Annotated in this window: 24 protein-coding genes and 1 pseudogene; 12 read left to right on the top strand and 13 right to left on the bottom strand. The window is 70.2% G+C overall.

From position 1 onward, the window contains the following. Positions 1–164 precede the first annotated feature (164 nt). From AC3EO7_RS16050 to AC3EO7_RS16015, 8 genes and pseudogenes are all read right to left on the bottom strand, one after another. Positions 165–1,601 carry a GuaB1 family IMP dehydrogenase-related protein gene (locus tag AC3EO7_RS16050; protein ID WP_431970325.1) on the bottom strand — a complete coding sequence of 479 codons (1,437 nt, stop codon included), beginning with the start codon at positions 1,599–1,601 and terminating at the stop codon, positions 165–167. Positions 1,602–1,958: 357 nt separating this feature from the next. Further along, positions 1,959–2,801 carry a DMT family transporter gene (locus AC3EO7_RS16045; RefSeq protein ID WP_435591606.1) on the bottom strand — a complete coding sequence of 281 codons (843 nt, stop codon included), beginning with the start codon at positions 2,799–2,801 and terminating at the stop codon, positions 1,959–1,961. Between the two features lie 729 nt (positions 2,802–3,530). Next, positions 3,531–4,898 (bottom strand): annotated as a pseudogene (locus AC3EO7_RS16040) (DEAD/DEAH box helicase); the annotation flags it as partial. Positions 4,899–5,027: 129 nt separating this feature from the next. After that, positions 5,028–5,966 (bottom strand): M56 family metallopeptidase, encoded by a 939-nt coding sequence (locus tag AC3EO7_RS16035; RefSeq protein ID WP_431970323.1) that lies wholly within the window; start codon positions 5,964–5,966, stop codon positions 5,028–5,030. A 79-nt stretch (positions 5,967–6,045) separates the two neighbouring features. Continuing rightward, the gene (locus AC3EO7_RS16030; protein WP_067778283.1) at positions 6,046–6,438 is read right to left on the bottom strand and encodes a BlaI/MecI/CopY family transcriptional regulator; all 393 of its coding nucleotides are present in this window, start codon (positions 6,436–6,438) and stop codon (positions 6,046–6,048) included. Positions 6,439–6,538: 100 nt separating this feature from the next. After that, entirely contained in the window at positions 6,539–7,372 is an 834-nt protein-coding gene (locus AC3EO7_RS16025) for an ABC transporter ATP-binding protein (RefSeq protein WP_431970322.1), read from the bottom strand. Further along, complete coding sequence (locus AC3EO7_RS16020) at positions 7,369–8,490, bottom strand: FecCD family ABC transporter permease (protein ID WP_431970321.1); 1,122 nt, start codon at positions 8,488–8,490, stop codon at positions 7,369–7,371. Before AC3EO7_RS16020 ends, AC3EO7_RS16025 begins: the two co-directional genes overlap by 4 nt. Before the next feature lie 40 nt (positions 8,491–8,530). Then, positions 8,531–9,577 carry a FecCD family ABC transporter permease gene (locus AC3EO7_RS16015; RefSeq protein ID WP_431970320.1) on the bottom strand — a complete coding sequence of 349 codons (1,047 nt, stop codon included), beginning with the start codon at positions 9,575–9,577 and terminating at the stop codon, positions 8,531–8,533. A gap of 125 nt (positions 9,578–9,702) precedes the next feature. On the opposite strand from AC3EO7_RS16015, the gene AC3EO7_RS16010 reads away from it, so the two are divergent. From AC3EO7_RS16010 to AC3EO7_RS16000, 3 genes are all read left to right on the top strand, one after another. After that, entirely contained in the window at positions 9,703–10,413 is a 711-nt protein-coding gene (locus AC3EO7_RS16010) for a hypothetical protein (protein WP_435591605.1), read from the top strand. Between the two features lie 221 nt (positions 10,414–10,634). Beyond that, positions 10,635–11,339 (top strand): response regulator transcription factor, encoded by a 705-nt coding sequence (locus tag AC3EO7_RS16005; protein WP_431970318.1) that lies wholly within the window; start codon positions 10,635–10,637, stop codon positions 11,337–11,339. After that, positions 11,326–12,720, top strand: coding sequence for a sensor histidine kinase (locus tag AC3EO7_RS16000; RefSeq protein ID WP_435591604.1), 1,395 nt, complete (start codon positions 11,326–11,328; stop codon positions 12,718–12,720). Before AC3EO7_RS16005 ends, AC3EO7_RS16000 begins: the two co-directional genes overlap by 14 nt. A gap of 73 nt (positions 12,721–12,793) precedes the next feature. On the opposite strand, the gene AC3EO7_RS15995 is transcribed toward AC3EO7_RS16000, so the two are convergent. Next, the gene (locus AC3EO7_RS15995; RefSeq protein WP_431970316.1) at positions 12,794–13,468 is read right to left on the bottom strand and encodes an MspA family porin; all 675 of its coding nucleotides are present in this window, start codon (positions 13,466–13,468) and stop codon (positions 12,794–12,796) included. Positions 13,469–13,535: 67 nt separating this feature from the next. After that, positions 13,536–14,210, bottom strand: a complete 675-nt coding sequence (locus AC3EO7_RS15990; RefSeq protein ID WP_435591603.1) for an MspA family porin — start codon at positions 14,208–14,210, stop codon at positions 13,536–13,538. A 611-nt stretch (positions 14,211–14,821) separates the two neighbouring features. Here AC3EO7_RS15990 and AC3EO7_RS15985 point away from each other — a divergent pair. From AC3EO7_RS15985 to AC3EO7_RS15965, 5 genes are all read left to right on the top strand, one after another. Beyond that, entirely contained in the window at positions 14,822–15,643 is an 822-nt protein-coding gene (locus tag AC3EO7_RS15985) for a carbonic anhydrase (protein WP_431970314.1), read from the top strand. 44 nt (positions 15,644–15,687) lie between these two features. Continuing rightward, positions 15,688–16,134, top strand: coding sequence for a PaaI family thioesterase (locus AC3EO7_RS15980; RefSeq protein WP_431970313.1), 447 nt, complete (start codon positions 15,688–15,690; stop codon positions 16,132–16,134). 80 nt (positions 16,135–16,214) lie between these two features. After that, positions 16,215–16,517 carry an urease subunit gamma gene (locus AC3EO7_RS15975; RefSeq protein ID WP_431970312.1) on the top strand — a complete coding sequence of 101 codons (303 nt, stop codon included), beginning with the start codon at positions 16,215–16,217 and terminating at the stop codon, positions 16,515–16,517. A 9-nt stretch (positions 16,518–16,526) separates the two neighbouring features. Further along, entirely contained in the window at positions 16,527–16,862 is a 336-nt protein-coding gene (locus tag AC3EO7_RS15970; RefSeq protein ID WP_431970311.1) for an urease subunit beta, read from the top strand. Then, a complete protein-coding gene (locus tag AC3EO7_RS15965) occupies positions 16,859–18,580 on the top strand; it encodes an urease subunit alpha (RefSeq protein WP_431970310.1) in 1,722 nt (573 codons plus the stop codon). Before AC3EO7_RS15970 ends, AC3EO7_RS15965 begins: the two co-directional genes overlap by 4 nt. 6 nt (positions 18,581–18,586) lie before the next feature. On the opposite strand, the gene AC3EO7_RS15960 is transcribed toward AC3EO7_RS15965, so the two are convergent. Beyond that, on the bottom strand, positions 18,587–19,369 hold the full coding sequence (locus AC3EO7_RS15960) for a VOC family protein (protein WP_431970309.1): 783 nt from the start codon (positions 19,367–19,369) through the stop codon (positions 18,587–18,589). Between the two features lie 180 nt (positions 19,370–19,549). Here AC3EO7_RS15960 and AC3EO7_RS15955 point away from each other — a divergent pair, with 180 nt between their 5' ends. The 3 genes from AC3EO7_RS15955 to AC3EO7_RS15945 all read left to right on the top strand — a co-directional run bounded on the left by AC3EO7_RS15955 (position 19,550) and on the right by AC3EO7_RS15945 (position 21,480). Then, the gene (locus AC3EO7_RS15955; RefSeq protein ID WP_431970308.1) at positions 19,550–20,107 is read left to right on the top strand and encodes a YbaB/EbfC family nucleoid-associated protein; all 558 of its coding nucleotides are present in this window, start codon (positions 19,550–19,552) and stop codon (positions 20,105–20,107) included. A 101-nt stretch (positions 20,108–20,208) separates the two neighbouring features. Continuing rightward, positions 20,209–20,544 (top strand): type VII secretion target, encoded by a 336-nt coding sequence (locus AC3EO7_RS15950; protein WP_435591602.1) that lies wholly within the window; start codon positions 20,209–20,211, stop codon positions 20,542–20,544. A 3-nt stretch (positions 20,545–20,547) separates the two neighbouring features. Further along, positions 20,548–21,480 carry a hypothetical protein gene (locus AC3EO7_RS15945; protein ID WP_435591601.1) on the top strand — a complete coding sequence of 311 codons (933 nt, stop codon included), beginning with the start codon at positions 20,548–20,550 and terminating at the stop codon, positions 21,478–21,480. Between the two features lie 12 nt (positions 21,481–21,492). Here AC3EO7_RS15945 and AC3EO7_RS15940 read toward each other — a convergent pair whose 3' ends face one another. After that, the gene (locus tag AC3EO7_RS15940; RefSeq protein ID WP_435591600.1) at positions 21,493–22,353 is read right to left on the bottom strand and encodes an SGNH/GDSL hydrolase family protein; all 861 of its coding nucleotides are present in this window, start codon (positions 22,351–22,353) and stop codon (positions 21,493–21,495) included. A 146-nt stretch (positions 22,354–22,499) separates the two neighbouring features. Between AC3EO7_RS15940 and AC3EO7_RS15935 the strand changes: the two genes are divergently transcribed. Next, entirely contained in the window at positions 22,500–23,165 is a 666-nt protein-coding gene (locus tag AC3EO7_RS15935) for an O-methyltransferase (protein WP_435591599.1), read from the top strand. Between the two features lie 4 nt (positions 23,166–23,169). On the opposite strand, the gene AC3EO7_RS15930 is transcribed toward AC3EO7_RS15935, so the two are convergent. Beyond that, entirely contained in the window at positions 23,170–23,745 is a 576-nt protein-coding gene (locus AC3EO7_RS15930) for a 3'-5' exonuclease (RefSeq protein WP_435591598.1), read from the bottom strand. Positions 23,746–23,846 lie beyond the last annotated feature (101 nt).

The raw sequence follows: 23,846 nt of genomic DNA, 5'->3' as shown, positions 1-23,846 counted from the left end.
GCTCGGTAGAGGAGCCCTCCTGTGCGGCGCCCTCGGACGCGGGTGACAACTTGTTCCTTTCGGCATGCGGAAATCGTGGTGCCGGGCGGCCCGGCAACCACCATGTTACCGGCCGACGCGGTGGATCGCGTCGCCCGGTCTGCGTCCTGTTCGCGTGTCGGTGCTCACCATCCGCTGGGCAGCGGACGCCCTTCCGCGAAGCCCGCCGCGGACTGCACGCCGAGCACGGCCTTGTCGTGGAAATCGGTGAGCGTGCGGGCGCCCGCGTAGGTGCAGGCGCTGCGCACACCGGAGCAGATGTGGTCGATCAGGTCCTCGACGCCGGGGCGTTCCGGGTCGAGTCGCATGCGCGAGCTGGAGATGCCCTCCTCGAACAGCGCCTTGCGGGCCCGGTCGAAGCCGCTGTCGGTGGCGGTGCGCGCGGCGACGGCGCGCTTGGAGGCCATGCCGAAGCTCTCCTTGTAGGCGTTGCCGTCGCGGTCCACCCGCAGGTCGCCGGGCGACTCGTAGGTGCCTGCGAACCAGGAGCCGATCATCACGTTGGACGCGCCCGCGGCCAGCGCGAGCGCCACGTCACGCGGATGCCGGACGCCGCCGTCGGCCCAGATGTGCACGCCGAGTTCTTTTGCGGCCGTAGCGCATTCGGCCACCGCGGAGAACTGCGGGCGACCGACGCCGGTCATCATCCTCGTGGTGCACATGGCGCCGGGGCCGACGCCGACCTTGATGATGTCCGCGCCCGCCGCGGCCAGATCGCGGGTGCCCGCGGCGGAGACCACGTTGCCCGCCACCAGCGGCACGCCGAGGCCGAGATCGGCGACGGCGCGCAGCGTTTCGAGCATCTTCTCCTGGTGACCGTGCGCGGTGTCGATGACGAGCAGGTCGGCGCCCGAGTCGACCAGCGCCTTGGCCTTCGCGGCCACGTCGCCGTTGATGCCGACCGCGGCCGCCACGCGCAACTTGCCATTGCCGTCGATGTTCGGCTGGTAGATGCCCGTGCGAATGGCGCCGGTGCGGGTCATCACGCCGGCCAGCGAGCCGTCCTCGGCGGTGAGCACGGCAAGGTGCGCGTGCTCGGCCTCGAGCAGGTCGAACAGCTCGCGCGGGGAGGTGCTGGCAGGCGCCTGGACGAAATCGGTGACGGCTACCTCGCGCAGACGGGCGAAGCGGTCGACGTCGGTGCACGCGCCCTCGGTGACCACGCCGACCGGCCTGCCCGCGTCGACCACCACCAGTGCGCCGTGCGCGCGCTTGTGCATCAGCGCCACGGCCTCGGAGACCGACCGATCCGGGTCGAGCGTGACCGGGGTGTCGGCGGTGAGCGAGCGGCTCTTGACGAAGGCGATGGTGTCGGCGGCCGCGGTGATCGGCAGATCCTGCGGCAGGACCACGACGCCGCCGCGCCGGGCGACGGTCTCGGCCATGCGGCGGCCCGCGACGGCGGTCATGTTCGCCACGACGATGGGAATGGTGGTGCCGGAACCGTCGACGGTCGACAGATCCACATCGAAACGGGACGCGACGTCGGTCCGGTTCGGGACGAGGAAGATGTCGTCGTAGGTGAGGTCGTACGGCGGCTGGTGTCCAGGGAGAAACTGCACTTGACCAATACTAACCGGGACTCACGACTCGCGCGGCAATTCTCCGGCGCACCGGCTGGGGCGGTCCCATCGAGCGGGACCGGGCGTTTGCGCGTGGCGTAACAGTGCGTGCCCGAACGCGATCGGCGGGCGCAGTGGGTTCGCTGGGAGCTGCTCAGTGGCGGGCCGGTGAATGGCGAATCCGAAGGGGGCGGTGCAACTCGGCACTGTGCCGGAATGGTGTCAGCGCCGGAGTGGTGTCAGCATGAGGGATTGGACGTACGTCTGCCCGGCGTATCGATGGAACAGTATGTGCCTCAACACATTCAGCTACAGGGTTGCGACCGGACGCTCCTGTGGCGAAGCGGATGCGGTCGATCAAGCGGCGGCCTGTGCGCGCGACAGTTGAATCGCTGTCACGCACATGACGAACACAGCGAACGCGGTGATCACAATCCCGAAACCGTTGGTGCGCAACTGTTCGTCGAGAACCGTCAGGCCGAGAAACGCGGCCGCCAGCGGTTCGGCGATCGTGACGGCGGGCAGCGAGGCGGTGAGCGAACCGGCTTGGAAGGCGCGCTGCTGGAAGTAGACACCGATCAAGCCCGCGGCGACCAGCGCCCACGTTTGCCAACTGCCGACGACGTGGCCGAGCCCGTGCTCGAACAGATCCGTGACGTAGGAGGTCAGCGCGGCGGCCAGCCCGAACAGCGCGCCGCCCGCGGCGCCGAACAACAGGGCGCGGAGTCCGCCGTCGGCCGCGCCGAGCGCCAGTGCGACCGCGCCGCCGACGGCGCCGAGCAGAATCCCCAGCGGGACGATCCAATCGCCCAGCGGCGCGTTCGAATCCCCTTCGGAAGGATTGCCGACCACGAGAAAGCAGGCCAGCGCCGCGACGAGCGCCAGTGCGGCAGCCCAGTTGCGCGCCCCGACCCGGCGACCGGTGAGCCGCGCCGAAAGCGGCAGCGCGAACACCAGCGCACTCACCAGAATCGGCTGCACCAGCAGCACCGCCCCCAGTGCGAGCGCCACGACCTGCATCGCGTACCCGCCCGCGTCTCCGCCGACCCCTGCCCACCACCGCGGACTGCGCAGCAGCGTCCCCACCAGCGAGTGCTCCTCCGGCACCGCCGAGGCGGCCCGATGCTGTGCCACCGCGGCCACCGCGAACAACAGCGCGGCCACGAGCGCGCAAACCACGGCCCAGAACGGATGATGCACCACTCCAGTTTGCCCCGCATTAGCCAACTCGCGGATCCGCCCACTCCACCCGGGCGCGTCGCCGTTGCATCCCGGGCGTGTCGCGCCCCGTCTCCAACCTCGCGCCCCGTCCACACCCTTCGCAGACCTCAGAACCCATGCGAGTCGTACGCAACATTCACTGGCGCGAATCCCCGCTGCCACATGTCTTTCGTACGCCTCACGCTGTCGGTGTCTATGTGAGGCGTGCGGAAGGAGTGTGAGGACGCGTTGGCGGTGTGCGGAAGGCGCCTGGGCGTGGCGCGCGGATCAGTTGGCCCGTCGGCGACGCCCGCCGGTGGCGTGGTGGTGGCCCGTGGTGTCTCGCGCTTCGGCGGAGCGGCGTCCGGCGCGGGTGCGGGGGACCGGGGTCGAGCCGTCGGCGCGGGGCGCGCCGCGGTCGGGGGCTTCGTTGCGGCGTCGGCCGGTGTGTGCGGTCGATGTGCCGTCCGTGGTCGATCGGCGTGCGGGTTCGGTTGTGGTGCGGCGGTTTTCGGTCGAGCGCGCGCCTGCGGCGTGATTCGCGCGCCCTGCCGCGGGAGTGGTCGAACGGTTGCCGCGGGACCGCCGTCCCGGCCCGCGTGGGGCGGGAGTTTCTCCGGAGGACGTCGCCTCGGCGGCGGATCGGTGCGCGGTCGAGCTCACTTCGGCGCGGGTGCGACGCCCGTCGGACTTCGCTTCTGTCGCGGCGTGGCGCGCGGTAGATCTCGCCTCGGCACCGACGTATCGCCCGTCGGACGTCGCCTCGGCTGCGGCGCGACGCCTACCGGTCTTCGCCTCGGTGCCGGCGCGGCGCGAGGTGGACTTCGCCTTGGCCTCGGTGCGACGCCCATCGCCCCCGGCCCCCTCGACCTTCGCTGCGGCAGCGCCGGGCAAAGTGACAGGAATTCCCGACGGCCGACGCGCGCCGGTGATCGCCGCCAGCCGCTTGTCGCCCGGCGTGATCTCGACGCCCTCGATGTCGACCCCTGCCTTGCGGGTCATCTTCTCCACGTCGGTGCGCTCGGCGTCGGTGACCAAGGTGACGACGACGCCGTCCTCGCCCGCGCGCGCGGTGCGGCCCGCTCGGTGCAGGTAGGCCTTGGGTTCGGCGGGCGGGTCGACGTGCACGACGAGGGAGATGCCGTCCACGTGGATGCCGCGGGCGGCGACGTCGGTGGTGACGAGTACGGGCACGCTGCCGTCGGCGAAGGCCGCCAGCGTCCTGGTCCGGTTGTTCTGCGCTTTACCGCCGTGCAGCGCGCCCGCAGCGACGCCGGAGGCGCGCAGCTGTTTGGCGAGCCGGTCGGCGCCGTGCTTGGTGCGCACGAACAGGATGGTGAGCCCGTCGCGGGACGCGATCTCGGCGACCACGGCGCGCTTGTCGGCCTTGTGCACGTACAGCAGGTGGTGCGACATGGTGGTGACCGCGGCCGACGGCGGCGCGGTGGAATGCGTGACGGGGGAGCGCAGGTAGCGCTTGACCAGCTTGTCCACCTCGCCGTCCAAGGTGGCCGAGAACAGCAGTCGCTGACCGTCCTTGGGTGTCCGGTCGAGCAGCTTGGTGACCTGCGGCAGGAAGCCCATGTCGGCCATGTGGTCGGCTTCGTCCAGCGCGGTGATCACCACCTCGGACAGGTCGGCCGAGCCCTGCAGGATCAGATCCTGTAACCGGCCGGGGGTGGCGATGAGCAGGTCGACTCCGCGGGCCAGCCGGTCGGCCTGCCGCTTGATCGGCGCGCCGCCCACCACCGAGGCGATGCGCAGGCCGAGGGCGAGCGCGGGCTCGTCGAGTGCGCGTTCGATCTGCGCGGCCAGCTCCCTGGTGGGTACGAGCACCAATCCGCGCGGACGGCCGGGCTTGGCGGCGCCGCCCGCGAGGCGGGCGAGCATGGGTAGTCCGAACGCCAGCGTCTTGCCGGAACCGGTGGGGCCGCGGCCGAGCACGTCCTTGCCCGCGAGGGTGTCCGGGACCGTCGCGGCCTGGATGGGGAAGGGCGCCTCGATGCCGTCGCGGCGCAGAGCCTGGACGAGCGGAACGGGCAGGCCCAGGTCAGCGAAGGTGACGCTGGGCGCCGCGGCGGCGGGCGAGGGAGTCAAAGGGTTGACGGCCTTTCGTGTGTCGACGTGCGCGCGCGTGATCGGCGCGCGAACGGGCGTGGTGGTGGACGGCGACGTCCCGAAGTGAGATGCAGTAGGGGCGACCGGTGTGACGCCGGATCGGCGAGGTCAGTGGTTGAACAACCGACTGAGTTCGACCAGCCAGGGTACCGCGACGGCCAAGGTGGGAACCACGAGGATGGCGACCGACCCCAGATAGGCGACCGACGCCACGCGGAGATCACCGATCCGGCCGCTCAGCCGCTGGATGCGAATCAGCGTGGTCGGTCCGCCCGCGGCCAGCGCACCCTGCGGCGCGGTCGACTTCGCGCAGGCAACCAGCGCCCGCGCGAGCGGCTTGGGTCCGGTGATCTTGACCGCGGAATCGTCGGCGAGCAACTCGATGAGCAGCTTCACCGAGCCGAGCGCGGCCTTGCTGCGCACCACCCGGGGAAAGGCCTCGTGCACGGCCGTGAACGCCTCGAGCACCAGATCGTGCCTGGCCCGCAGGTGCGAGCGCTCGTGACTGACGATGGCGGTGACCTCGGAATGGTCCAGGTTGGTGAGCGTGCCCGCACTGAGCACGACCCGCTGGCGCAGGCCAGGCAGGCAGTAGGCGATCGGTTCGGTGGCGGCGAGCACGCGGATGTCGTGCGCGCGCCGGTGCGGGCCGCTCTGGTCGAGCAGGTCGACCAGCATGCGGTGCCTGGCCCGCCGCCTGCGGGTGTGCACCCCGACGCGGATCACCGAGAAGATCAGTCGCGCGCCGATCAGCAGGGTCAGCGCGAAGACGGTGACGTAGGCGAGCCACAGGGGCAGACCGAGGGCATCGATCTCCCTGGTGGGGGAGGTGGTCGGGCGTCCGTCGGGTCCGGGCACCAGCAGCTCGGCGGCGATGGCGAGCCCGGATCCGAAGGCGCTGAGCACGGCCGCGAGCGCGATGGCCTGCCACAGCACGAGCGCGGCGCGCGGTGTCCGGTACGGCCAGGTCGCACGGCTGAGCAGCGCAGGGGCGGGCCCCGCGAGAAGCAAGGCGAGACCGGCGAAGACCGGCGCGGTTGCGTTCATCGACTCAGCTCACTGCGTTGTGGGGACCGGCGCGCTCACGGCATTGTGAGGGCCGGGGGCCGAACGGCCATCCCCGATACTACTTGGGCGGTGGTTGATTGCCTTCGGATGCTTCGAGCTTAGCGAGTGCCTCGCGCAGCGCATCCGCTTCGTCGCGACCGACCTGCTCCACGAAATGCACGAGCGCGGCGGCGCGGCTACCGGCCGCGTCGGCCTGTTGCAGCGCGTCGACCATGAGCGAGGCGACCAATTCGTCCCGGGTGTGCACGGGCGCGTACCGATGCGCGCGATCGTCGCGCCGCTGGACCACCAGATTCTTCTTGGCGAGTCGCTGCAACACGGTCATGACCGTGGTGTACGCGAGTTCGCGGCGCGCGGCCAGCGCTTCGTGCACTTGCCGGACGGTTTGCGGTTCGTCGCTCGACCACAACTGGTCCATGACCGCTTTCTCGAGTTCACCGAGTCCTGCCATCCCCCAAGTTTACGGACACAACGACAAGGATGCGTACTACACCCCGTCGTAACTGTCCGGTTGCTATGTGGTATTGGTCATACCTCGCGAACCGGATGAATTATTCCGCCGATGCGCCGGGCAGCACGTGCCGGGTACCGATCGGCACGATCATCGGCCTGCCGGACACCGGGTCCTCGAGCACGGACGCGTCCAGCCCGAAGACCTCTTTCAGCAGCGCGGCGGTGACGATGTCGGCCGGACTGCCCTGCGCGACGATCCGTCCGGCGCGCATGACGATCAGCTGATCGCTGTATCGAATGGCCAGGTTCAGATCGTGCAGCACCATCACCACGGTGCGGCCGAGATCGTCGTGCAGCCGGTCGACCAGATCGAGGACCTCGAGCGAATGCGCGAGGTCGAGGTAGGTCGTCGGCTCGTCGAGCAACAGGATGTCGGTGCCCTGCGCCAGCGCCATGGAAATCCAGGCGCGCTGACGCTGGCCGCCGGAGAGCTCGTCGAGCGCGCGGTCGGCAAGATCGGCGATGCCGGTTTGCTCGAGCGCGGTCATCACCTCGGCCTCGTCGGCCGCGGACCACTGCCGGATCCAGGACTGGTGCGGATGACGGCCGCGCGCGACCAGGTCGGCGACGGTCAGGCCCTCCGGCGCGACCGGCGTCTGCGGCAGCATGCCGACCACGCGCGCGACTTCCTTGGTCTTCATCGACGAGATGGCCTTGCCGTCCAACAGGATTCGCCCGGTCCGCGGCCGCAGCAGGCGGCCGAGCGAGCGCAGCAGGGTGGACTTGCCGCAGCCGTTGGGGCCGATGACGGTGGTGATCACGCCGGGCGTGATGTCCAGGGTGAGGCCGTCGACGATGACGCGGTCGCCATAGCCGAGGCTGATGCCCTCGGCGGCCAGCTGGTGCGCGGCGGCGGTGGTGGTGACGGTCATGACAGGGTCGCCTTCCGATTCATACGCACGAGCAGGTACAGCAGGAACGGTCCGCCGAATCCGGCGGTCACGATGCCGACGGGCAGGTCCACCGGGAACAGCGTCCGCGCGGCCGCGTCCGCTCCGACCACCAGGATGGCACCGATCAACGCCGAGCCGATCAATGGTTCCCCCGGCGTGCGCAGCAGTCGCCGCGCGACCTGCGGCCCGGCCAGCGCGACGAACGCGATCGGACCGGCGGCCGCGGTCGCCACGGAGGCGGCCACCACCGAGGCGCCGATCAGGATGGCCTGCTGGGTCTGGATGCGCACGCCGAGCACCCTGGTGGTCTCGGTGCCGAGTCGCAGCGCGGCGAGGGTGCGCGCCGAACCCACCGCGACGAGCGCGACGATCGCCAGCGCCAGCGCCGCGGGGACGAGCTGGTCACGGTCCGCGCCGTTGAGCGATCCGGTCAGCCACAGCTGGGCGCGGGCGGCGTCCTGCCAGGTCCCGCGGGTGAGCACCCAGTTGATACCAGCCATGAGCAGCGCGTTGACGCCGATGCCGATGAGCACCAGCCGCAGGCCGGTCGCACCGAATTCGCCGGTGGCGGTGCGACCGAGCGCCAGGACGTAGATCGCCGCGGCGGTGAGCAGTCCGCCGAGCAGCGCGGCCAGCGGCGCGCCGAAGGTGGCCGCGAAGCCCGTCGTGGCGCCGCCGGAGGCGACGAGCACCGACACCGCGCCCAGGCTCGCTCCGGTGGTGATACCGAGCATGTCCGGGCTGGCCAGTGGGTTGTGCAGGATCGATTGGGTGATCGCGCCCGCGAGTCCGAGCGCCGCGCCGACGACGAGCGCGGTGAGCGCGCGCGGCAGCCGCGAGTCGAGCACGATGTAGCGCTGCGATCGGCTCCCGCCGCCGGAGAGCACGTCGAGGACCCGGCCGATCGGAATGTGCGTGTCGCCCACGGCGATGTCCACGCAGAACAGCGCGAACGCGAGCGCGGCGAGCACGAGCACGATCGCGACCATGGCCGGTCGCAACACCAGCGACACCGGGCCGAGTCGCAGGGCGGGTCGCACCCGGCGCAGTCCGGCCGAATCCGGCGGTCGGACGGCGGTTTTCACGTCGACGTTCACCGCGTCCTCCTGGCGGGCGCGAAGGCGGAGGAGCCGAGTCTCACAGGTTCACCAGCTTTCGACGGCGCACGAGCGCGATGAAGAACGGGGCGCCGACGGCGGCCAGCATCACGCCGGCCTGGAGTTCGCCCGGCCGCGCGACGAGCCTGCCCGCGGTGTCGGTGACGAGCAACAGCAGCGCGCCGATGCCCCCCGAATACGGCACCAGCCAGCGGAAATCGGGCCCGGTGACCATCCGCGCCAGGTGCGGGACGATGAGGCCGAGGAAGGCGATCGGTCCCACGGCGGCGGTCGCGGCGCCGCACAGCAGCACCACCGCGGTGAGTCCGAGGGCGCGGCTGCGGCCGATGTGCACGCCGAGCCCGCGCGCCACCTCGTCGCCGAGGGTGAGCAGGTTGAGTCCGGGCGCGGCCGCGACGGCGAGTACGAGCCCGGCCGCCAGGAACGGCAGCACCTGCCAGAACACCTCGGCGTCGCGCCCGGCGACCGCGCCGACCACCCAGAATCGATAGGTGTCCAGGGCCGCGGGGTCCAGCAGCACAATGGCATTCGTCATCGCCTGGAGCAACGCGGTGAGCGCCGCGCCCGCGAGCACCAGGCTGAGCGGGCTGGCCTTGCCGCTGCCGAGTGAGGAGAACCCGAAGACGGCGAGTCCGGTCAGCAGCGCTCCGGCGAAGGCGAACCAGATGTACTGCTCGGGCATGGTGAAGCCGAACAGGTACATGCTCAGCGCGGCGAGAAACGCGGCGCCGGAATTGAGTCCGAGCAGGCCGGCGTCGGCGAGCGGGTTGCGGGTGTAGCCCTGGATCAGCGCACCGGTGATGCCGAGCGCCATCCCGGTGACCACCGCGAGCGCCGTGCGCGGCAGCCGCAGCGACCGCACGATCTGCTCCTCGACGGTCTGCGCCGGGCAGCTGAACGGTCCGCCCTGGCAGGCCAGCGCATCGCGCACGGCGTCGTAGACGGTGCCGGGCGCGAGCGACCGGGAACCGAGCGCGACGCTGGCCACCGCGGCGAGCGCGAGCAGCGCGAACAAGAGGACGAGACCGGTCAGGCGACGCCGCCTCACGGTGCCAAGGGGTGTCACAGCGACGAACTGCTCCTGACTCGATGTGGTGCCGACTTCACGTAGCCCTGGGCTTGCCAGGTTGGGTAAGCCTAACCTATCTTCCGAACTCGACTTCTATGAGGAGCCGACCCCGAGGAGGTTCGATGCTCGAGCCATTGACAACCCGCCAGGCCCGCGACGCCGAGGCGGCGTTCGGTCGCGCCTGTGCCCGGCTGCGGGCGTTGCAGCCGGAGCACCCGCGAGTGTATGCCGTTGCCGCGATGGCCGATCAGGGCAAACGCCTTTGGTGGAAGCTGTCGGAAGGCTTGCGCGAGGGCCGGATCGAGCTGATGTACCGGCGCCACGCCGCCGAGATGATCAGCGCCGACACCGCCGCCGAGGTGGTCGCGACCGCGCTCATCCACGCGGTGATCGGCCGAGTGGCCGCGCTGCTCGTCGCCGAGGGCAAGGCTTGGGATCCCGGCCTGGAGAACCTGTGGGTGCACCACGACAACGACGGCGGCATCGACTGGGCGGGCTTGGAGGACACCACGATTCGGGTGATCGACGGCGAACGCTCGGCCGGGCGGCCGGGTGTCGTGACGCTGCCCTGCGAACGCGCCATGTTCGTCTGGCTGGCCCACCGCTGCGAGCCCTCGCTGACGCTGATCCAGCAGGGACTCGCCAGGTGCTCCGGGCTCAGCGCGCGCCGATTCTGGTCGCTGGTCGGCGAATCCCTCGTCGGCGCGTCGACCTATGTGCCCGCTCTGGCCCGCACCGACGCCGAGGACGGCGCCCGCCGCGGCCAGGGTCTGCTGCTCGCGCTGGAGGAACGCGGGCTGCCGGTCCGGCGCACCGCCTGTCTGGTCCGCTGAGTCCACCGCCGTTCGCCGCGCGTCCGTTTCGTCGTCACCTGCGCCGGGTACGTTGCGCGCTGGTGAACCACGGCCGATGCCGACGCGGCGCGACGGTGTCCGGGAAAGGCCGATTGTCAGCGCGAGGAGGGGCGAGGCGAAGGCATGAGTGAACGCGGTGAGCGAATCATGTGCCTGCGGGCTGTGCGCATGCCGGAGCCGAGCGCCGGTGAGGCGAAAGCATGAGCACGCAGCTGATGATCGTGGAGGACGACGACCGGGTGCGGACCGCCTTGCGGCTGGCGATGGAGGACGAGGGCTATGACGTCGCCGAGGCCGAAGCCGCGGAATCGGCGCTGGATCACCTGCGCGACAACGGCGCACCGGACGTGATGATCATCGACCTGATGCTCGGCGGCATGGACGGCTTCACCTGCATCAGGGAGATCCGGCGCGACCACCAGGTGCCCATCATCGTGGTGAGCGCCCGCGACGACACCCACGACGTAGTGGCCGCGCTGGAGGCGGGCGCGGACGATTTCGTCACCAAGCCGTTCGAGGTCAAGGAGATCACCGCCCGGATGCGGGCGCTGCGGCGGCGCGCGGGCCTGACCGCCGAACGTGATGCGCCGCAAGACATTCTGCTGGACGCCGCGCGCCGCGTTGTGCTCTCGCCGCGGCGCGGCATCGCCCGGTGCGGCGGGGACGACCTGCGTCTCACGCTGACCGAGTTCCGGCTGCTCTGTGAGCTGGCCGAGAACCCGGGTTTCGTGCTGAGCCGCGCCGTGTTGCTCGACCGGGTCTGGGACCGCGGCTTCTTCGGCGACGAGCGGATCGTCGACGTGCACATGCGGCGGCTGCGCACCAAGATCGAGTGCGATCCTTCCGACCCTCGCCTGATCGTCACCGTGCGCGGCCTCGGCTATCGCCTCGATGTCCAGGAGTGATCGCCGCTGCGCGCCGATCCCGCTGCGGAGTCTGCGCGGGCGCGTCGTCTTCGCTTTCGCGTCGAGCGCGAGCCTGGTGGCCTTGATCCTGGTGGCGGCGGTGTTCCTGATCGGGCGCGATTACATGGAATCCCAGCGCGTCCGCGCGGTGGAACGGGGCGCGGAGGCGCACGCCGAAATGCTCGGCGTACTGCTCGACGAACCGGGCGCGACCGGCGCCGCCGCGCTCGGCGCGCTGAACCCGCCCGCCGACACGGTGCTGCTGTTGCGGTGGAATTCCGAATGGTTCAGCAGCGACCCGGATTTCGACGCCGACCCCGCGGTGGTGCTGCCCCGGGGGCACGGCAGGCGCGGTCCCGGTCCCACCGAACGCGTCACCCTGGACGGGCGGTCGTACCTGCGCACCGGGGTGGCGCTCGGCGAGAAGGGCGGCGTGCTCTACGAATTCGCGCCGCTGGCCGAACTCGAGGCCACCCTGCGCATGCTGCGCAACGTGCTGATCATCTGCGGGCTCGCCGCGGTCGCGATCGGCGCGGGGCTGGGGGTGTGGGCCAGCAGGCACGCGCTGAAGCCGCTGCGCCAGGTGGCCGGGACCGCGGCGCGCCTCGCCGCGGGCGAGCACGAGATCCGGCTGCCGCGCTCGCGGGACCGGGATCTGTCGACCACAGTGGACGCGTTCAACGCCATGGTCGACGCACTGCAGCAGCGCATCGAACGGGAACGCAGGCTGGTCTCCGACATCGGCCACGAGCTGCGCACCCCGCTCACCACGCTGACCACCGGCGTCGCCGTGCTGACCAGGAACGCCGAGGAGCTGCCCGAGCGGTCGCGCCAGGCCCTGGGCCTGGTGAACGCCGAACTCGACCACCTGCGGCGGCTGCTCGAGGATCTGCTCGCGCTGGCCAGGGCGGAGGCGGGCATTCATCGCTCGGACCTGGAGCCGCTCTCGCTCACGGAGTTGCTGACCAACACCCTGGCGGCGCGCGCCTACGACAGCGCGCTGCTGGACGTCGAGGACGACGTCGCCGTCGAAGGCCGCAAGATCGAGCTGGAGCGCGCGGTGGCGAATCTGCTGGAGAACGCGGACCGGCACGGCGAGGGTGTCGTCGCGGTGCGCGTCGGGAAGGAGGGCCTGCGCGCCGTGCTCACCGTCGACGACGCGGGTCCCGGTGTGCCGGAAGCGGACCGCGCGCGCATCTTCGAGCGCTTCGCGACCGTCCGCACCGGTCGGCGTTCGACGGCGGGCACCGGCATCGGGCTCGCCCTCGTCGCCGAGACTGTGGCCGCGCACCGCGGCAGTATCGCCTGCCTGGAACGACCGGGGGGCGGCGCCCGTTTCGTCGTGTGGCTGCCCGCGGCGGCGATCACGAATTCGTCATGAGATCGCACGGCGGCCGAACGAACGAGCGGGGCCCGGCGTGACGACGCCGGGCCCCGGTGGTGCCGATCGTGGATCAGCCGATGCTGAAAGGCCGGCCCCACAGCGTGATCACCGACATGACGTTGGTGGTCTCGACCTTCACCTTGACGAACGAGCGCGCCTGCGCGTAGCCGCCGCAGCCGGTCAGGCCGATGGTCTCGTCCGCCCAGGTGACGCTGCCGGTGGTGCCCTTGAACTTGTTGCGCCGCTCGTGCGACTCGTTGCCGAAGTCGTCGGCCTCCTCGATGTCGAGGACATAGAACGACTTGGCCTGGCCGGGGCCGAGCGAGAGCTCGCCGCCGCTCTCGGCGCCGACGTTCCCCTCCACCTGGTCGCCGCTCCAGTCGAGCTCGCCGGTGACGCCGCCCTCGACGCCGCCGCCGTCGATGTTGACCTGGCAGCCGACGACGTAGCCCGGGTAGATCTTGCCGCCCTTGGCATTCGAGCCGGACAGCTCGACCTGCGCGCTGGCCGACACCCAGGTGTTGCGATGCACCGGGGTCGAGCCGAGGGACGGGCTGATGGTGGCGGATTCGCCGACCAAGCGCACCGTGACGACGGTGCCGTCGGACAGGGTCTTGGTGATCTGGCCGCCCGGCAGCGGCACGAAGGTGTCGGCGTGTGCGGCGCCGGTGGAGAACAGGCCCATCGCGAGAGTGGCTGCGGCCCCGAGGCCCGCCGCTCGTGCGATGCTCTTGCGATCGATCATTGTGGTGTTGCCCCTCCGGGGTCGAAGTCGCTTCAGCGCGAGAGTGTTTCGTGGACCACTGCCGGAATCAGCCGATGCTGAACGGCATCCCGTAGAGGGTGGTCTTGGAGTAGTGGTCGCCGACGATCTCGACGACGGTGTAGGCGCGCGCCTGGGCGTAGCCCGCGCAGCCCTGGATCTCGATCTCCACGTCCTGGTACTCGACCGAGTAGACGCCCGGCTTCAGGATGTCCTTGTAGTCGATCTGCACGAACTTCACCTGGCCGGGACCGAGCTCGAGGCCGATCGATCCGCCGAGGCTGCCGCCGCTGAGATCGATGCCGCCGGAGAGGCCCGCGCTGATCGCGTCGTCGCCGATGGCCACCTGGCAGCCGACGATGTAGCCGGTGTTCAGCTGCGAGGCGCCGTGCGTCGAGGAGTTGTTGCTGCCCGGTCCGTTGGCGGGACCGTTGTTGGGGCCGACCTTGCCCTCCGGGGTGCCCGTGACGTCCGCGGTGACGGTGCCCGAGACCCAGGCGACCCGGCCCGCGCCGTTGGCGGCCAGCGAGGGCGAGATCACCGCGCGCTCACCGATCCTGGCGATCGTGACGCCCGGCCCGACCCGCTCGCCGTTCGGCAGTGGCACGAAGGTGTCCGCGTCGGCGGCGCCGGTGGACAGCAGGCCCATGGCAACGGCCGCGGCGGCGCCGACGCCGGCGACACGGCCGACGCCGCGCAGACCGCTGGAGCGATTCATGCTCATACTTCCCCTCATCAGATCTCGGACGGTGCGCCTCGGCGTTCGAGGCGTCACCGCCTCCGCGAGGTGCACCCGAGCTTGTCGAGTCGCGTTGTCCGACCGATGAACCGGCGTCGCCCGCGCCGATGAACGTTCCCCGGCGGTCGCGTGTCCAGTTCTTTGCGATCGTGTGTCGACGGCCGACACGAAGTCGACATGTGCTGTGACAGAAGGAAGTTCGCGACGACGGCGGTGAGATCGACGGCGCGGGAAAGAAAGAGCGACGGGCCCCACGTGGTGACGTGGAGCCCGTCGCGGCAGTGGATCGGGGTCACCGCAGCCCTCGGGACTCGCTCGATCCTGACGCCGTCCTAAGTATAGGTCAGGCTTACCTAACTTGGCAACACGCTGTTTCCCGGCCGTGTGTCATGTGACATTTTTCGCCCTCGGCGACCCTGGCGTGTCGAATCAGCGCGGTCCTACGCTGTCGCTCCGACACGAGTCGCGAGATCCCCTGACCCAAAGGGATATTCGTCGCAAACCGTACAGACCGGCGCGTCGACCACCGCCGAGTACCGATCCGTCCGGACGCGTGTCGGGATCGTGTGTGTCGATGTCGAGGAGCTGTACCCGCTGTGTTCGTTCACCGTTCGTTCCGGTCGCGCTCGCTGGCCGCGCTGTTCACCGCGACCGCCTTGCTGGCCGCGCTCTCCTGTAGCGCCGAACAGCCCGGGTTGCGCAGTCATGTCGAGAGCCCGTCCCCGCACGTCCCCGCGCACTGGGACTACGACGCGGAGGGGCCCGATCACTGGGCCGACCTGGACCACGACTTCCTGACCTGCCGCAGCGGCCACGAGCAGTCGCCGGTCGACCTGTCCGGGTCCGCCCGGATCGATCCCGCCGACCACATCGACGTCGACTACCGGCCGATATCGGGGGTCCGGCTGATCAACAACGGTCATACCGTCCAGGCCGAGCTCCCCGCGGGCAGCGGCAACCGCATCCTCGTCGCGGGCCAGCCCTACGATCTGCTCCAGTTCCACTTCCATCTGCCCAGCGAGCACACCGTCGACGGCCACGGCGCGGCGATGGAACTGCACCTGGTGCACAAGAACGCCGCGGGCCGGATCGCCGTGCTCGGCGTGCTGATGGAGGCGGGTGCGGGCGCGTCGGTGTTCGGGCCGATCCTCGCCGCCGCACCGAAGAGTTCGGATGCCGCCGTCGATTTCGGCGGCCCGCTGGATCCGTCGGCGTTCCTGCCCGCCATCCGGGATCAGTTCCGCTACAACGGTTCGCTCACCACGCCGCCGTGCAGCGAGGGCGTGTCGTGGACGGTGCTGAGCACGCCGGTGACGGTCGCGCCGGGCGAGGTCGAGCTCTACCGCGGGCTGTTCGCGCACAGCAACCGGCCGACCCAGCCGCTGAACGGCCGGACCATCACGCTGGCCGGGAACTGAACCCGCTGCGCCCGGCGGTTTCGTGTGGTGTAAAGCTGGGGGTCATGACGCAACAGGAGACCGGGGCCGTACGTTCGCTGGCCGATGTCACGCCGGAGATGATGAACGAGCTCAGCGAGGGCACCTTCGCGGACCTGATCGGCCTGCGCTACACCGAGCTCAGCGGGGAGCGGGTGCGCGGCGAGTGGGTCGTCAAGCCGCACCTCTACCAGCCGGCGGGCATCCAGAACGGCGGCGTGTACTGCACCGTCATCGAGACGCTCGCCAGCATTGGCGGCGGCTTCTGGTACGGCGAGCGCGGCACCGTCGTCGGCGTGAACAACAACACCGACTTCCTGCGCGCCGTGCGCGAGGGCATCCTCTACGGTGAGGCGACCCCGGTCCACCAGGGCCGCACCCAGCAGCTGTGGCAGGTCGTGATCACCGACGAGCAGCGGCGGGTGGTGGCCCGCGGCCAGGTGCGTCTGCAGAACCTGCCCAAGCGCGACTGAGCCCGCGCCGTCGAGCGGCGACGCGGGATCGGGCGTGCCAGAATGGCCCTCACCCGTCCACCGACCGGTGAGGAGCCCCGATGCGACTGTCGCCGCACGAGCAGGAGCGCCTGTTGCTGAGCTACGCCGCCGAGCTGGCCAGGCGCAGGCAGGCACGCGGGCTCAAACTCAACCACCCCGAGGCGGTCGCCCTCATCACCGATCACGTGCTCGAGGGCGCGCGCGACGGCAGGACCGTCGCCGAGCTGATGTCGTCCGGGCGCACCGTGCTCGGACGCGACGATGTGATGACCGGCGTGCCGGAGATGATCCACGACGTGCAGGTGGAGGCGACCTTCCCGGACGGCACCAAGCTCGTCACCGTCCACCACCCGATCGCCTAGGCGGCCCGCGTGATTCCTGGCGAATACTTCTGCGCCGAGGGCGAGATCGAGCTGAACGCGGGCCGCGACCGCATCACGCTCGACGTGGTGAACACCGGCGACCGGCCCGTGCAGGTTGGCAGTCACGTGCACTTCCCGCAGGCCAACGCCGCGCTCGACTTCGACCGCGTCGTCGCGTACGGGCGGCGGCTGGACATCCCCGCCGGCACCGCCGTGCGTTTCGAACCTGGCCTCGGCCAACGGGTTTCGCTGGTTCCGCTGGGCGGGACCCGCGAGGTACACGGCATCGGCCTGACGCCGCCGGGACGGCTGAACGAACCGTCGAACACCGAGGGGGCGCGATGACCGCGCTGAGCAGGGCCCGCTACGCCGAACTGTTCGGACCGACGGTGGGCGACCGAATCCGCTTGGCGGACACCGATCTGATCGTCGAGATCACCGAAGACCGCTGCGGCGGACCGGGTCTCGCGGGCGACGAGGCCGTGTTCGGCGGCGGCAAGGTGCTGCGCGAATCCATGGGCCAGTCCCGCGCGACCCGCGCCGAGGGCGCGCCGGACACCGTGATCACCGGCGCGGTGATCATCGATCACTGGGGAATCATCAAGGCCGACATCGGCATTCGCGACGGACGCATCTGCGGCATCGGCAAGGCGGGCAACCCCGACACCATGCCGGGCGTGCACCGGGACCTGGTGGTCGGCCCGTCCACCGAGATCATCGCGGGCAACGGCCGGATCCTCACCGCGGGCGCCATCGACTGCCACGTGCACTTCATCTGCCCGCAGCTGATGGACGAAGCGCTCGGCGGCGGCATCACCACGCTCGTCGGCGGCGGCACCGGGCCCGCCGAGGGGTCCAAGGCGACCACCGTCACCCCTGGCGCCTGGCATCTGGCCCGCATGCTGGAGGCCACCGATCACTGGCCGCTGAACATCGCGCTGCTCGGCAAGGGCAACACCGTCAGCGAAGAAGCCATGTGGGAGCAATTGCGCGCGGGCGCAGCGGGTTTCAAGCTGCATGAGGACTGGGGCTCGACACCGGCGGCGATCGACGCCTGCCTGCGGGTCGCGGATGCCTCCGGCGTGCAGGTGGCGCTGCACTCGGACACCTTGAACGAGGTCGGCTTCGTCGAGGACACCCTCGCCGCCATCGCCGGGCGCGGTATCCACGCCTATCACACCGAGGGAGCGGGCGGCGGGCACGCGCCGGACATCATCACCGTCGCCTCGCATTCCAACGTGCTGCCGAGTTCGACCAACCCGACCCGTCCGCACACCGTCAACACCCTCGACGAGCACCTGGACATGCTCATGGTGTGCCACCACCTGAGCCCGGCCATTCCTGAGGATCTGGCCTTCGCGGAGAGCCGGATTCGCCCGTCCACCATCGCCGCCGAGGACCTGCTGCACGATCTCGGCGCCATCTCCATGATCGGCAGCGACTCGCAGGCGATGGGACGGATCGGCGAGGTGGTGCTGCGCACCTGGCAGACCGCGCACGTCATGAAGCGCCGTCGCGGGTCGCTGCCCGGCGACGGCGCCGCCGACAACGCCAGGGTGCGCCGCTACGTCGCCAAGTACACGATCTGTCCCGCGGTCGCACACGGCATGGACCACGAGATCGGCTCGGTCGAGGTCGGCAAGCTCGCCGATCTGGTGCTGTGGGACCCGGCGTTCTTCGGCGTACGCCCGCACGCCGTGCTCAAGGGCGGCGCGATCGCCTGGGCGGCGATGGGCGACGCGAATGCCTCCATCCCGACCCCGCAACCGGTGCTGCCCCGCCCGATGTTCGGCGCGGCCGCGCCCGTCGCCGCGGCCACCTCGCTGCACTTCGTCTCCGAGCAGGCCGTCGCATCCGGTCTGGCGGATCGCCTGGCGGTGCGCCGAAAGCTGGTGCCCGTCAAGGATGTTCGCCAGCTGACCAAGTCCGACATGCCGCTCAACGACGCGATGCCGCACATCGAGGTGGACCCGGACACCTTCACCGTCCGCATCGACGGAGAGGTCTGGGCCGAGCAGCCCGCGACGGAACTGCCCATGGCCCAGCGGTATTTCCTCTTCTGACCGGTCTCAGGCGCCGAACGACATGATCGCGAAGGCGGCCCCGGCCGGATCGGCGAGCGCGGCGACGCGCGAGGGACCCGGCATGTCCTGCGGCTCGGCGAGCAGCTTGCCGCCCAGTTCCGCGGCGCGAGCGACCACGGCGTCGACGTCGGCGACGCGGAGGGTCATCGACCAGAAGGGTGCGGGCTCGCCGGGCTGGGCGTGGTGCGCCCCGCCGAATTCGTGCCCGCCCGCACCGGGAGAGACTGCCTGGTACGGGTTTTCGGCCGCCGTCTCCCAGGCGGCGTTGGTGTACTTCCAGCCGAGCACCTCGGCGTAATGCGCCATCGCGTCGGCGGGCGCGCCCGGCGCGGAATACTCCACCCAGCACGGACCGTTGATCGCGCCCCAGTTCTGGGTACCGGGATGGGTGATCAGCTGCGCGATCGCATAGGTCGCGCCGGCCGGATCGGTGAGCACCGCGAAGGTCAACTGCCCGAAGACGTCCATGGGTTCGCAGAAGACGGCCGCGCCCGCGTCCCGCGCGGCCGCGACGGTGGCCGCCGCGTCGGACACCGCGAAATACAGCGTCCAGGCCGACGGAACGGTGCTGCCGTCCGGCGTTGTCGCCGATGCGATGCCCGCCACCTGGGCGTCACCCTGGCGCAGCAGCGTGTAGTGGCCGGCCTCGGGGCCCAGATCCTCGGCGGTCCAGTCGAACAGGGCGGTGTAGAACTCGGCGGCGGCCGGGATATCCGGGGTCGTGACATCGAACCAGCAGGGGGCGCCGGTGGCGAATGCAGCGTGCATGGTGATCTCCTCGACGTGTCGTTGTCGTACACCGATACCGACGGCGTTCGGCCGGGAAAATCATCGCGCCCCGTGGCGGCCGCGTCACGTCCGGCTGGGTAAGGTGCTGCGAACGAACGGTCCGGGTGATCTCTCCGACGCCCGGGCGACCGAACTGTCACTGCGTGGAAGGGGACGCGAGTGCTGGGCAACGACCCGAGCCAGGCCGCCGACGAATTGGCTCGGTGGGCCGAGAATCTGCAACGTACGGCGCAGAAATATCAGGACCTGCAAGGCAGAATGGTGGCATTGTCGGTCACCGAGAGCTCGGCCGACAACCGGATCAGCGTGACGGTCGACGCCAACGGCGTCACCACCGGCATCACCCTCGCCGCGGCCACCCGCGGCATGGACCCCGCCGCCGTCGCCGCCGAGCTCATGGCCTGCACCCGCCGCGCCCAGGCCCGCCTGCGCAACCAGGTCACCGATCTCGTCCACGACATGGTCGGCGACGACGGTGCGGGCCAGGCCATCGTCGGCCAGTACGCCGAGCGCTTCCCCGATCCCGGACCCGCCGCGCCGCCGGCCCACGCGGAGCCGGTGTATACGCCGCCCGCCGCCTACGCCCCACCGCCAGCGCCCGCTCAGCCGTCCCAGCCACCCCATGGCAGCCGAAAGCCCGACCGCGATCAGACATTCACGCCGGACGAACCGGACGAGGACGACCTGTACTACCGCCGCAAGTCCTGGCTGGAGTGAGCCCGACGGAATTCCGTCGGAACCGAATGTGCCGTGACCGCGTCATAGTCAGTGGGCCGCCGCCTGCGGCAGGCACGGAAACGGCAACTGGAGGGACGTAGATGGGCAATCCCGGTGATATCGCGGTCGATCCCGGCGGGATGCGTGACCACGCCGCGAAGGTGGACGCCGTGCTCGAAGGGCTTTCGATGGGGCGGGAGGCGGCCGAGTATCTCGCGCACGCCGACGACGGCTACGGCATGCTGGTCGGCCCCTACGCGCGATCGATCCTGAACCCGTTGCACGACCACATCACCGAGCGCCTGCGCGTCGTGACCGAGGACGCCGAAGAACTGCCGCCGAAGCTGCGGTTCGCCGCGGACTCGTTCCAGAACCTGGACGAGGGCCGCAAGAACGAGACGGACCGGCAGCGCGAGCAGATCGAACAGAAGGTGTAGGGGATGGGTTTCGACGACAGCAAGGCGCCGGAAGGGAACGAACTGCTCGCGGAGGGTGTCGACCACCGCAACGAGTACTACCAGGAGGATGTTCCGTTCCTGCGCAACGTCGGCCTGCCCACCGGGCAGGGAGAGGACAAGGACCCGAACGCCGGTGTCTTCGCGGGCACCCCGGTCGGTGACCTATTCGAGGGCGGTCACAAGGTCTTCGCCGGATCGACTGGCGAGAACGGCAATACCTTCGCGGGCGTCATGCAGATTTGGGCGGGCGCGAGCGCGGTGGCGGATGCGACCAAGATCGGGCAGGACATCGCCAAGGGCATCACACTGGCGAAGTTCGATCCCTTCAATTACGTCGGCTCGATGTTGATGGGCTGGATGCTCGAACACGTCGAGCCGATGCGGAAGACGCTGGATTCGCTGGCGGGCAATCCGGAGATGGTCACGGCCTACTCCGAATCCTGGTCCGCCACATCGGCGAAACTCGCCTCGGTCGCCGCCGACTGGAAGCAGCAGGTCACCGCGGACACGGACGGATGGGTCGGCGCCGTCGCCGACGCCTACCGGACAAAGGCCGACGCGGTGATCGCCCAGATCGCCGTGCAGGCCGCGCTCGCCGACCTGCTGAGCCGGGTGAACGAGAAGATGTCGAAGGTGGTGGAGGGCGTGCGCGGCATCATCACCGAGATCCTCAACTCCCTCGCGGGCATGCTGGTCGAGATCGCCGCGATTCTCATCGCTTCCGGGGGCACGGCCTCACCGGCGCTGATCGCCCGCGCCGTGTTCGGCATCTCCACCGCCACCATGACGGTCTCCCAGATGGTGTTGAAGATGGCCCAATCCCTCATCGGTCTCGGCGCGCTGCTGCGCAACCTGGTGCAGATGGTCGTGGGCGTCGTCGGAATCGAGAACGAGCTGGCCGAGGCGGGGGTGTAGCCGAAGCTCCGGTCAGCCCTGAAATCCGGAAGCGCGCACCGCCGCCACGACGAGGTCGGCAACGCCGCGCATGCCCGTCAGGGTCGGGTGGTAGGGGGCCAGGGTCTCGGTGGCCACGAGCGGATCGAACCAGCGGACGCCCTCGGGCGCGCACATGTCGTGGCCGGCGGACGGGGTACGGGTGTCGATATAGGTGGCCCCGTATTCGGCCGCGGCACTGGCGACTACGGAGTTCAACCGGTCGAACGCGCGCTGCACGACGGCGGCGTCTTCGGGGCGAAGGCCGATCAACGCGGGGCAGCCCCCGTCGCGGACATACAGCGGCCAGCCGTCCACGAAGATCTTCGCGTTCGGTGCGAGCGACGTGATCCGTTGTAGCGCAGCCGAATACGCGGCAGAGATTCCGTCGATCGCGGGATCCCACGCCGGGTCGGCGCACGCGCCGCCACGGAGCCCGGCCAAGTGGCAGGCGACGACGAACCTGGTCATCTCGGTGTCGTTCGCGCCGATGTGTACGGTCACCAGCCGGGTGTTCGGGCCGAGTCCATCGAATTGCGGTGCGATGCCGGGCCTTTGGCCGGTGGTCAGGTCCGGGATGCGGGCTCCGCTGCAGGTGCGGTCATCGAGCCGGAGACCGAGGTCGGCTGCGACCAGTTTGGGCGTGTTCGCGGTGGAGCGGACGCACGGGAACGGAGCGCTCGGGTCGAACCGCTGCACGCCCGTGGTCGCCGCGCCGGAATCGCCGAGCGCCACGTACTCGGCGCCGCCGTCGGCGGGCGCGGCCGATGCCGGGGCGTGCATCGTCGCCGCAAAGAGGGTCAGCAGGCCCGCGGCGACGGCGGTGGCGCGCAAGCGGTTCCGGACGGTGGTCATGGTCGGTGGTGCTCCGGGTCGGTTGTGTCGGGTCGGTCGATCTCGGCGAAAGTGAGACGCGCTGGTCTCTGTTTGTAATCAGACTCTAATATGGCCTGGACCTCGGACGACCGCTTTTCGGAAACTTCGGGTGGCAGACTTCAGGCATGACGACTTCCGACTGGGCCGACGTGGACGCCTACCTCGTGGACAATCTGGTGCGAGATCCCGATACCACCGCCGCGCTGGCGGCGAACGCGGCGGCGGGACTGCCCGCGATCGATGTGTCTGCGGCGCAAGGGAAATTCCTGTCGTTGCTGGCCCGGTCGACGGGAGCGCAGCGGGTGCTCGAGATCGGCACGCTCGGCGGGTTCAGCACGATCTGGCTGGCCAGGGCGGTGGGGAAGTCGGGCCGCGTGATCACCCTCGAATACGAGCCGCGGCATGCGGAGGTGGCGCGCGCGAACGTCGACGAGGCGGGCGTGGGCGACCGGGTGGACATCCGGGTGGGCGCGGCGCTGGACAGCCTGCCGGTGCTCGAGGCCGAGGAGTCCGAGCCGTTCGATCTGGTGTTCATCGACGCCGACAAGGTGAACAACTCGAACTATGTGCGCTGGGCGCTGCGGTTGACCCGGCCCGGATCGGTGATCATTGTCGACAATGTGGTCCGCAGGGGTGCGGTGGCGGACGTCGCCTCGGACGATCCGGCGGTGCGGGCGAGTCGCGAACTGGTCGAAATGCTCGCGGCCGAACCGCGTCTGGATGCGACGGTGCTGCAAACGGTCGGCGCGAAAGGCTGGGACGGTTTTGCCTACGCGATCGTGAACGAGTAGCCGCTCAGTAGTCCGTTGACGTGAGGCGCCATGCCTCGCGCCCGGCAATGTCGAGCACCAGCGCGGCGATGTTCCACGCGTCGTCCTCGCCGCGGTGGTGGCGGCCCTCCAGCGGCAGTCCAGCGATCCGCAACGCTCCCGCCATGCCCTGGCGCCGCTGGAGCTCGTAGGCCTCCGAGAACACCAGCTTGGCGTTGGTGTGCCGTTGCCCGAAGGGATACGCGACACCTGTCATGGCGCACTGGCTCGCGAACTGCTTGCGGTCGTAATCGCCCCAACTGGCCCACGCTCGCGCCCCGGCATTGTGCTGGGCGGCGAGTATTCGACAGGCCTCGGCGAACGAGACGCCGGTATCGACCTCTGTCTGGGTGAGGCCGGTGAGTTCGGTGCAGAATTCGCTGACCGAGGAGCGCTCGGGCCGAACCAGGATGCGGTGCTTGCCGATTCGCTCCCCCGCCGCCAGATCGACCACGGTCAGGCCGATCTCGATGATCTCGCTCACCGCACCCGCCGGAGCGGGACCCGACCAGCACGTCGCCTCGATGTCGACGACGTTGAGCAGCCCCGCGTTTTCACCCATTCCGCGACAGTAGGCCGCCCGGCCGAACGGCTCCACCGAATTTCCGGGTGGCTCCGTAGTCGGTGCCTCATTGGGGTAGTGGTGTTGCCGGAGAATGGATT

This window comes from Nocardia sp. bgisy118 (genome assembly GCF_057708605.1).
This window is presented reverse-complemented; position numbering and strand designations above follow the sequence as displayed.

Excerpts from the sequence above, each read along its gene's own strand:
- AC3EO7_RS15930 (WP_435591598.1), bottom strand. The coding sequence starts at position 23,745 with ATGGGTGAAAACGCGGGGCTGCTCAACGTCGTCGACATCGAGGCGACG.
- AC3EO7_RS15980 (WP_431970313.1), top strand. The coding sequence starts at position 15,688 with ATGACGCAACAGGAGACCGGGGCCGTACGTTCGCTGGCCGATGTCACG.
- AC3EO7_RS15935 (WP_435591599.1), top strand. The coding sequence starts at position 22,500 with ATGACGACTTCCGACTGGGCCGACGTGGACGCCTACCTCGTGGACAAT.
- AC3EO7_RS16000 (WP_435591604.1), top strand. The coding sequence starts at position 11,326 with ATGTCCAGGAGTGATCGCCGCTGCGCGCCGATCCCGCTGCGGAGTCTG.
- AC3EO7_RS15965 (WP_431970310.1), top strand. The coding sequence starts at position 16,859 with ATGACCGCGCTGAGCAGGGCCCGCTACGCCGAACTGTTCGGACCGACG.
- AC3EO7_RS15945 (WP_435591601.1), top strand. The coding sequence starts at position 20,548 with ATGGGTTTCGACGACAGCAAGGCGCCGGAAGGGAACGAACTGCTCGCG.
- AC3EO7_RS15940 (WP_435591600.1), bottom strand. The coding sequence starts at position 22,353 with ATGACCACCGTCCGGAACCGCTTGCGCGCCACCGCCGTCGCCGCGGGC.
- AC3EO7_RS16030 (WP_067778283.1), bottom strand. The coding sequence starts at position 6,438 with ATGGCAGGACTCGGTGAACTCGAGAAAGCGGTCATGGACCAGTTGTGG.
- AC3EO7_RS16025 (WP_431970322.1), bottom strand. The coding sequence starts at position 7,372 with ATGACCGTCACCACCACCGCCGCCGCGCACCAGCTGGCCGCCGAGGGC.
- AC3EO7_RS16035 (WP_431970323.1), bottom strand. The coding sequence starts at position 5,966 with ATGAACGCAACCGCGCCGGTCTTCGCCGGTCTCGCCTTGCTTCTCGCG.
- AC3EO7_RS16010 (WP_435591605.1), top strand. The coding sequence starts at position 9,703 with ATGCTCGAGCCATTGACAACCCGCCAGGCCCGCGACGCCGAGGCGGCG.
- AC3EO7_RS16005 (WP_431970318.1), top strand. The coding sequence starts at position 10,635 with ATGAGCACGCAGCTGATGATCGTGGAGGACGACGACCGGGTGCGGACC.
- AC3EO7_RS15960 (WP_431970309.1), bottom strand. The coding sequence starts at position 19,369 with ATGCACGCTGCATTCGCCACCGGCGCCCCCTGCTGGTTCGATGTCACG.
- AC3EO7_RS15975 (WP_431970312.1), top strand. The coding sequence starts at position 16,215 with ATGCGACTGTCGCCGCACGAGCAGGAGCGCCTGTTGCTGAGCTACGCC.
- AC3EO7_RS15995 (WP_431970316.1), bottom strand. The coding sequence starts at position 13,468 with ATGATCGATCGCAAGAGCATCGCACGAGCGGCGGGCCTCGGGGCCGCA.
- AC3EO7_RS15950 (WP_435591602.1), top strand. The coding sequence starts at position 20,209 with ATGGGCAATCCCGGTGATATCGCGGTCGATCCCGGCGGGATGCGTGAC.
- AC3EO7_RS15990 (WP_435591603.1), bottom strand. The coding sequence starts at position 14,210 with ATGAGCATGAATCGCTCCAGCGGTCTGCGCGGCGTCGGCCGTGTCGCC.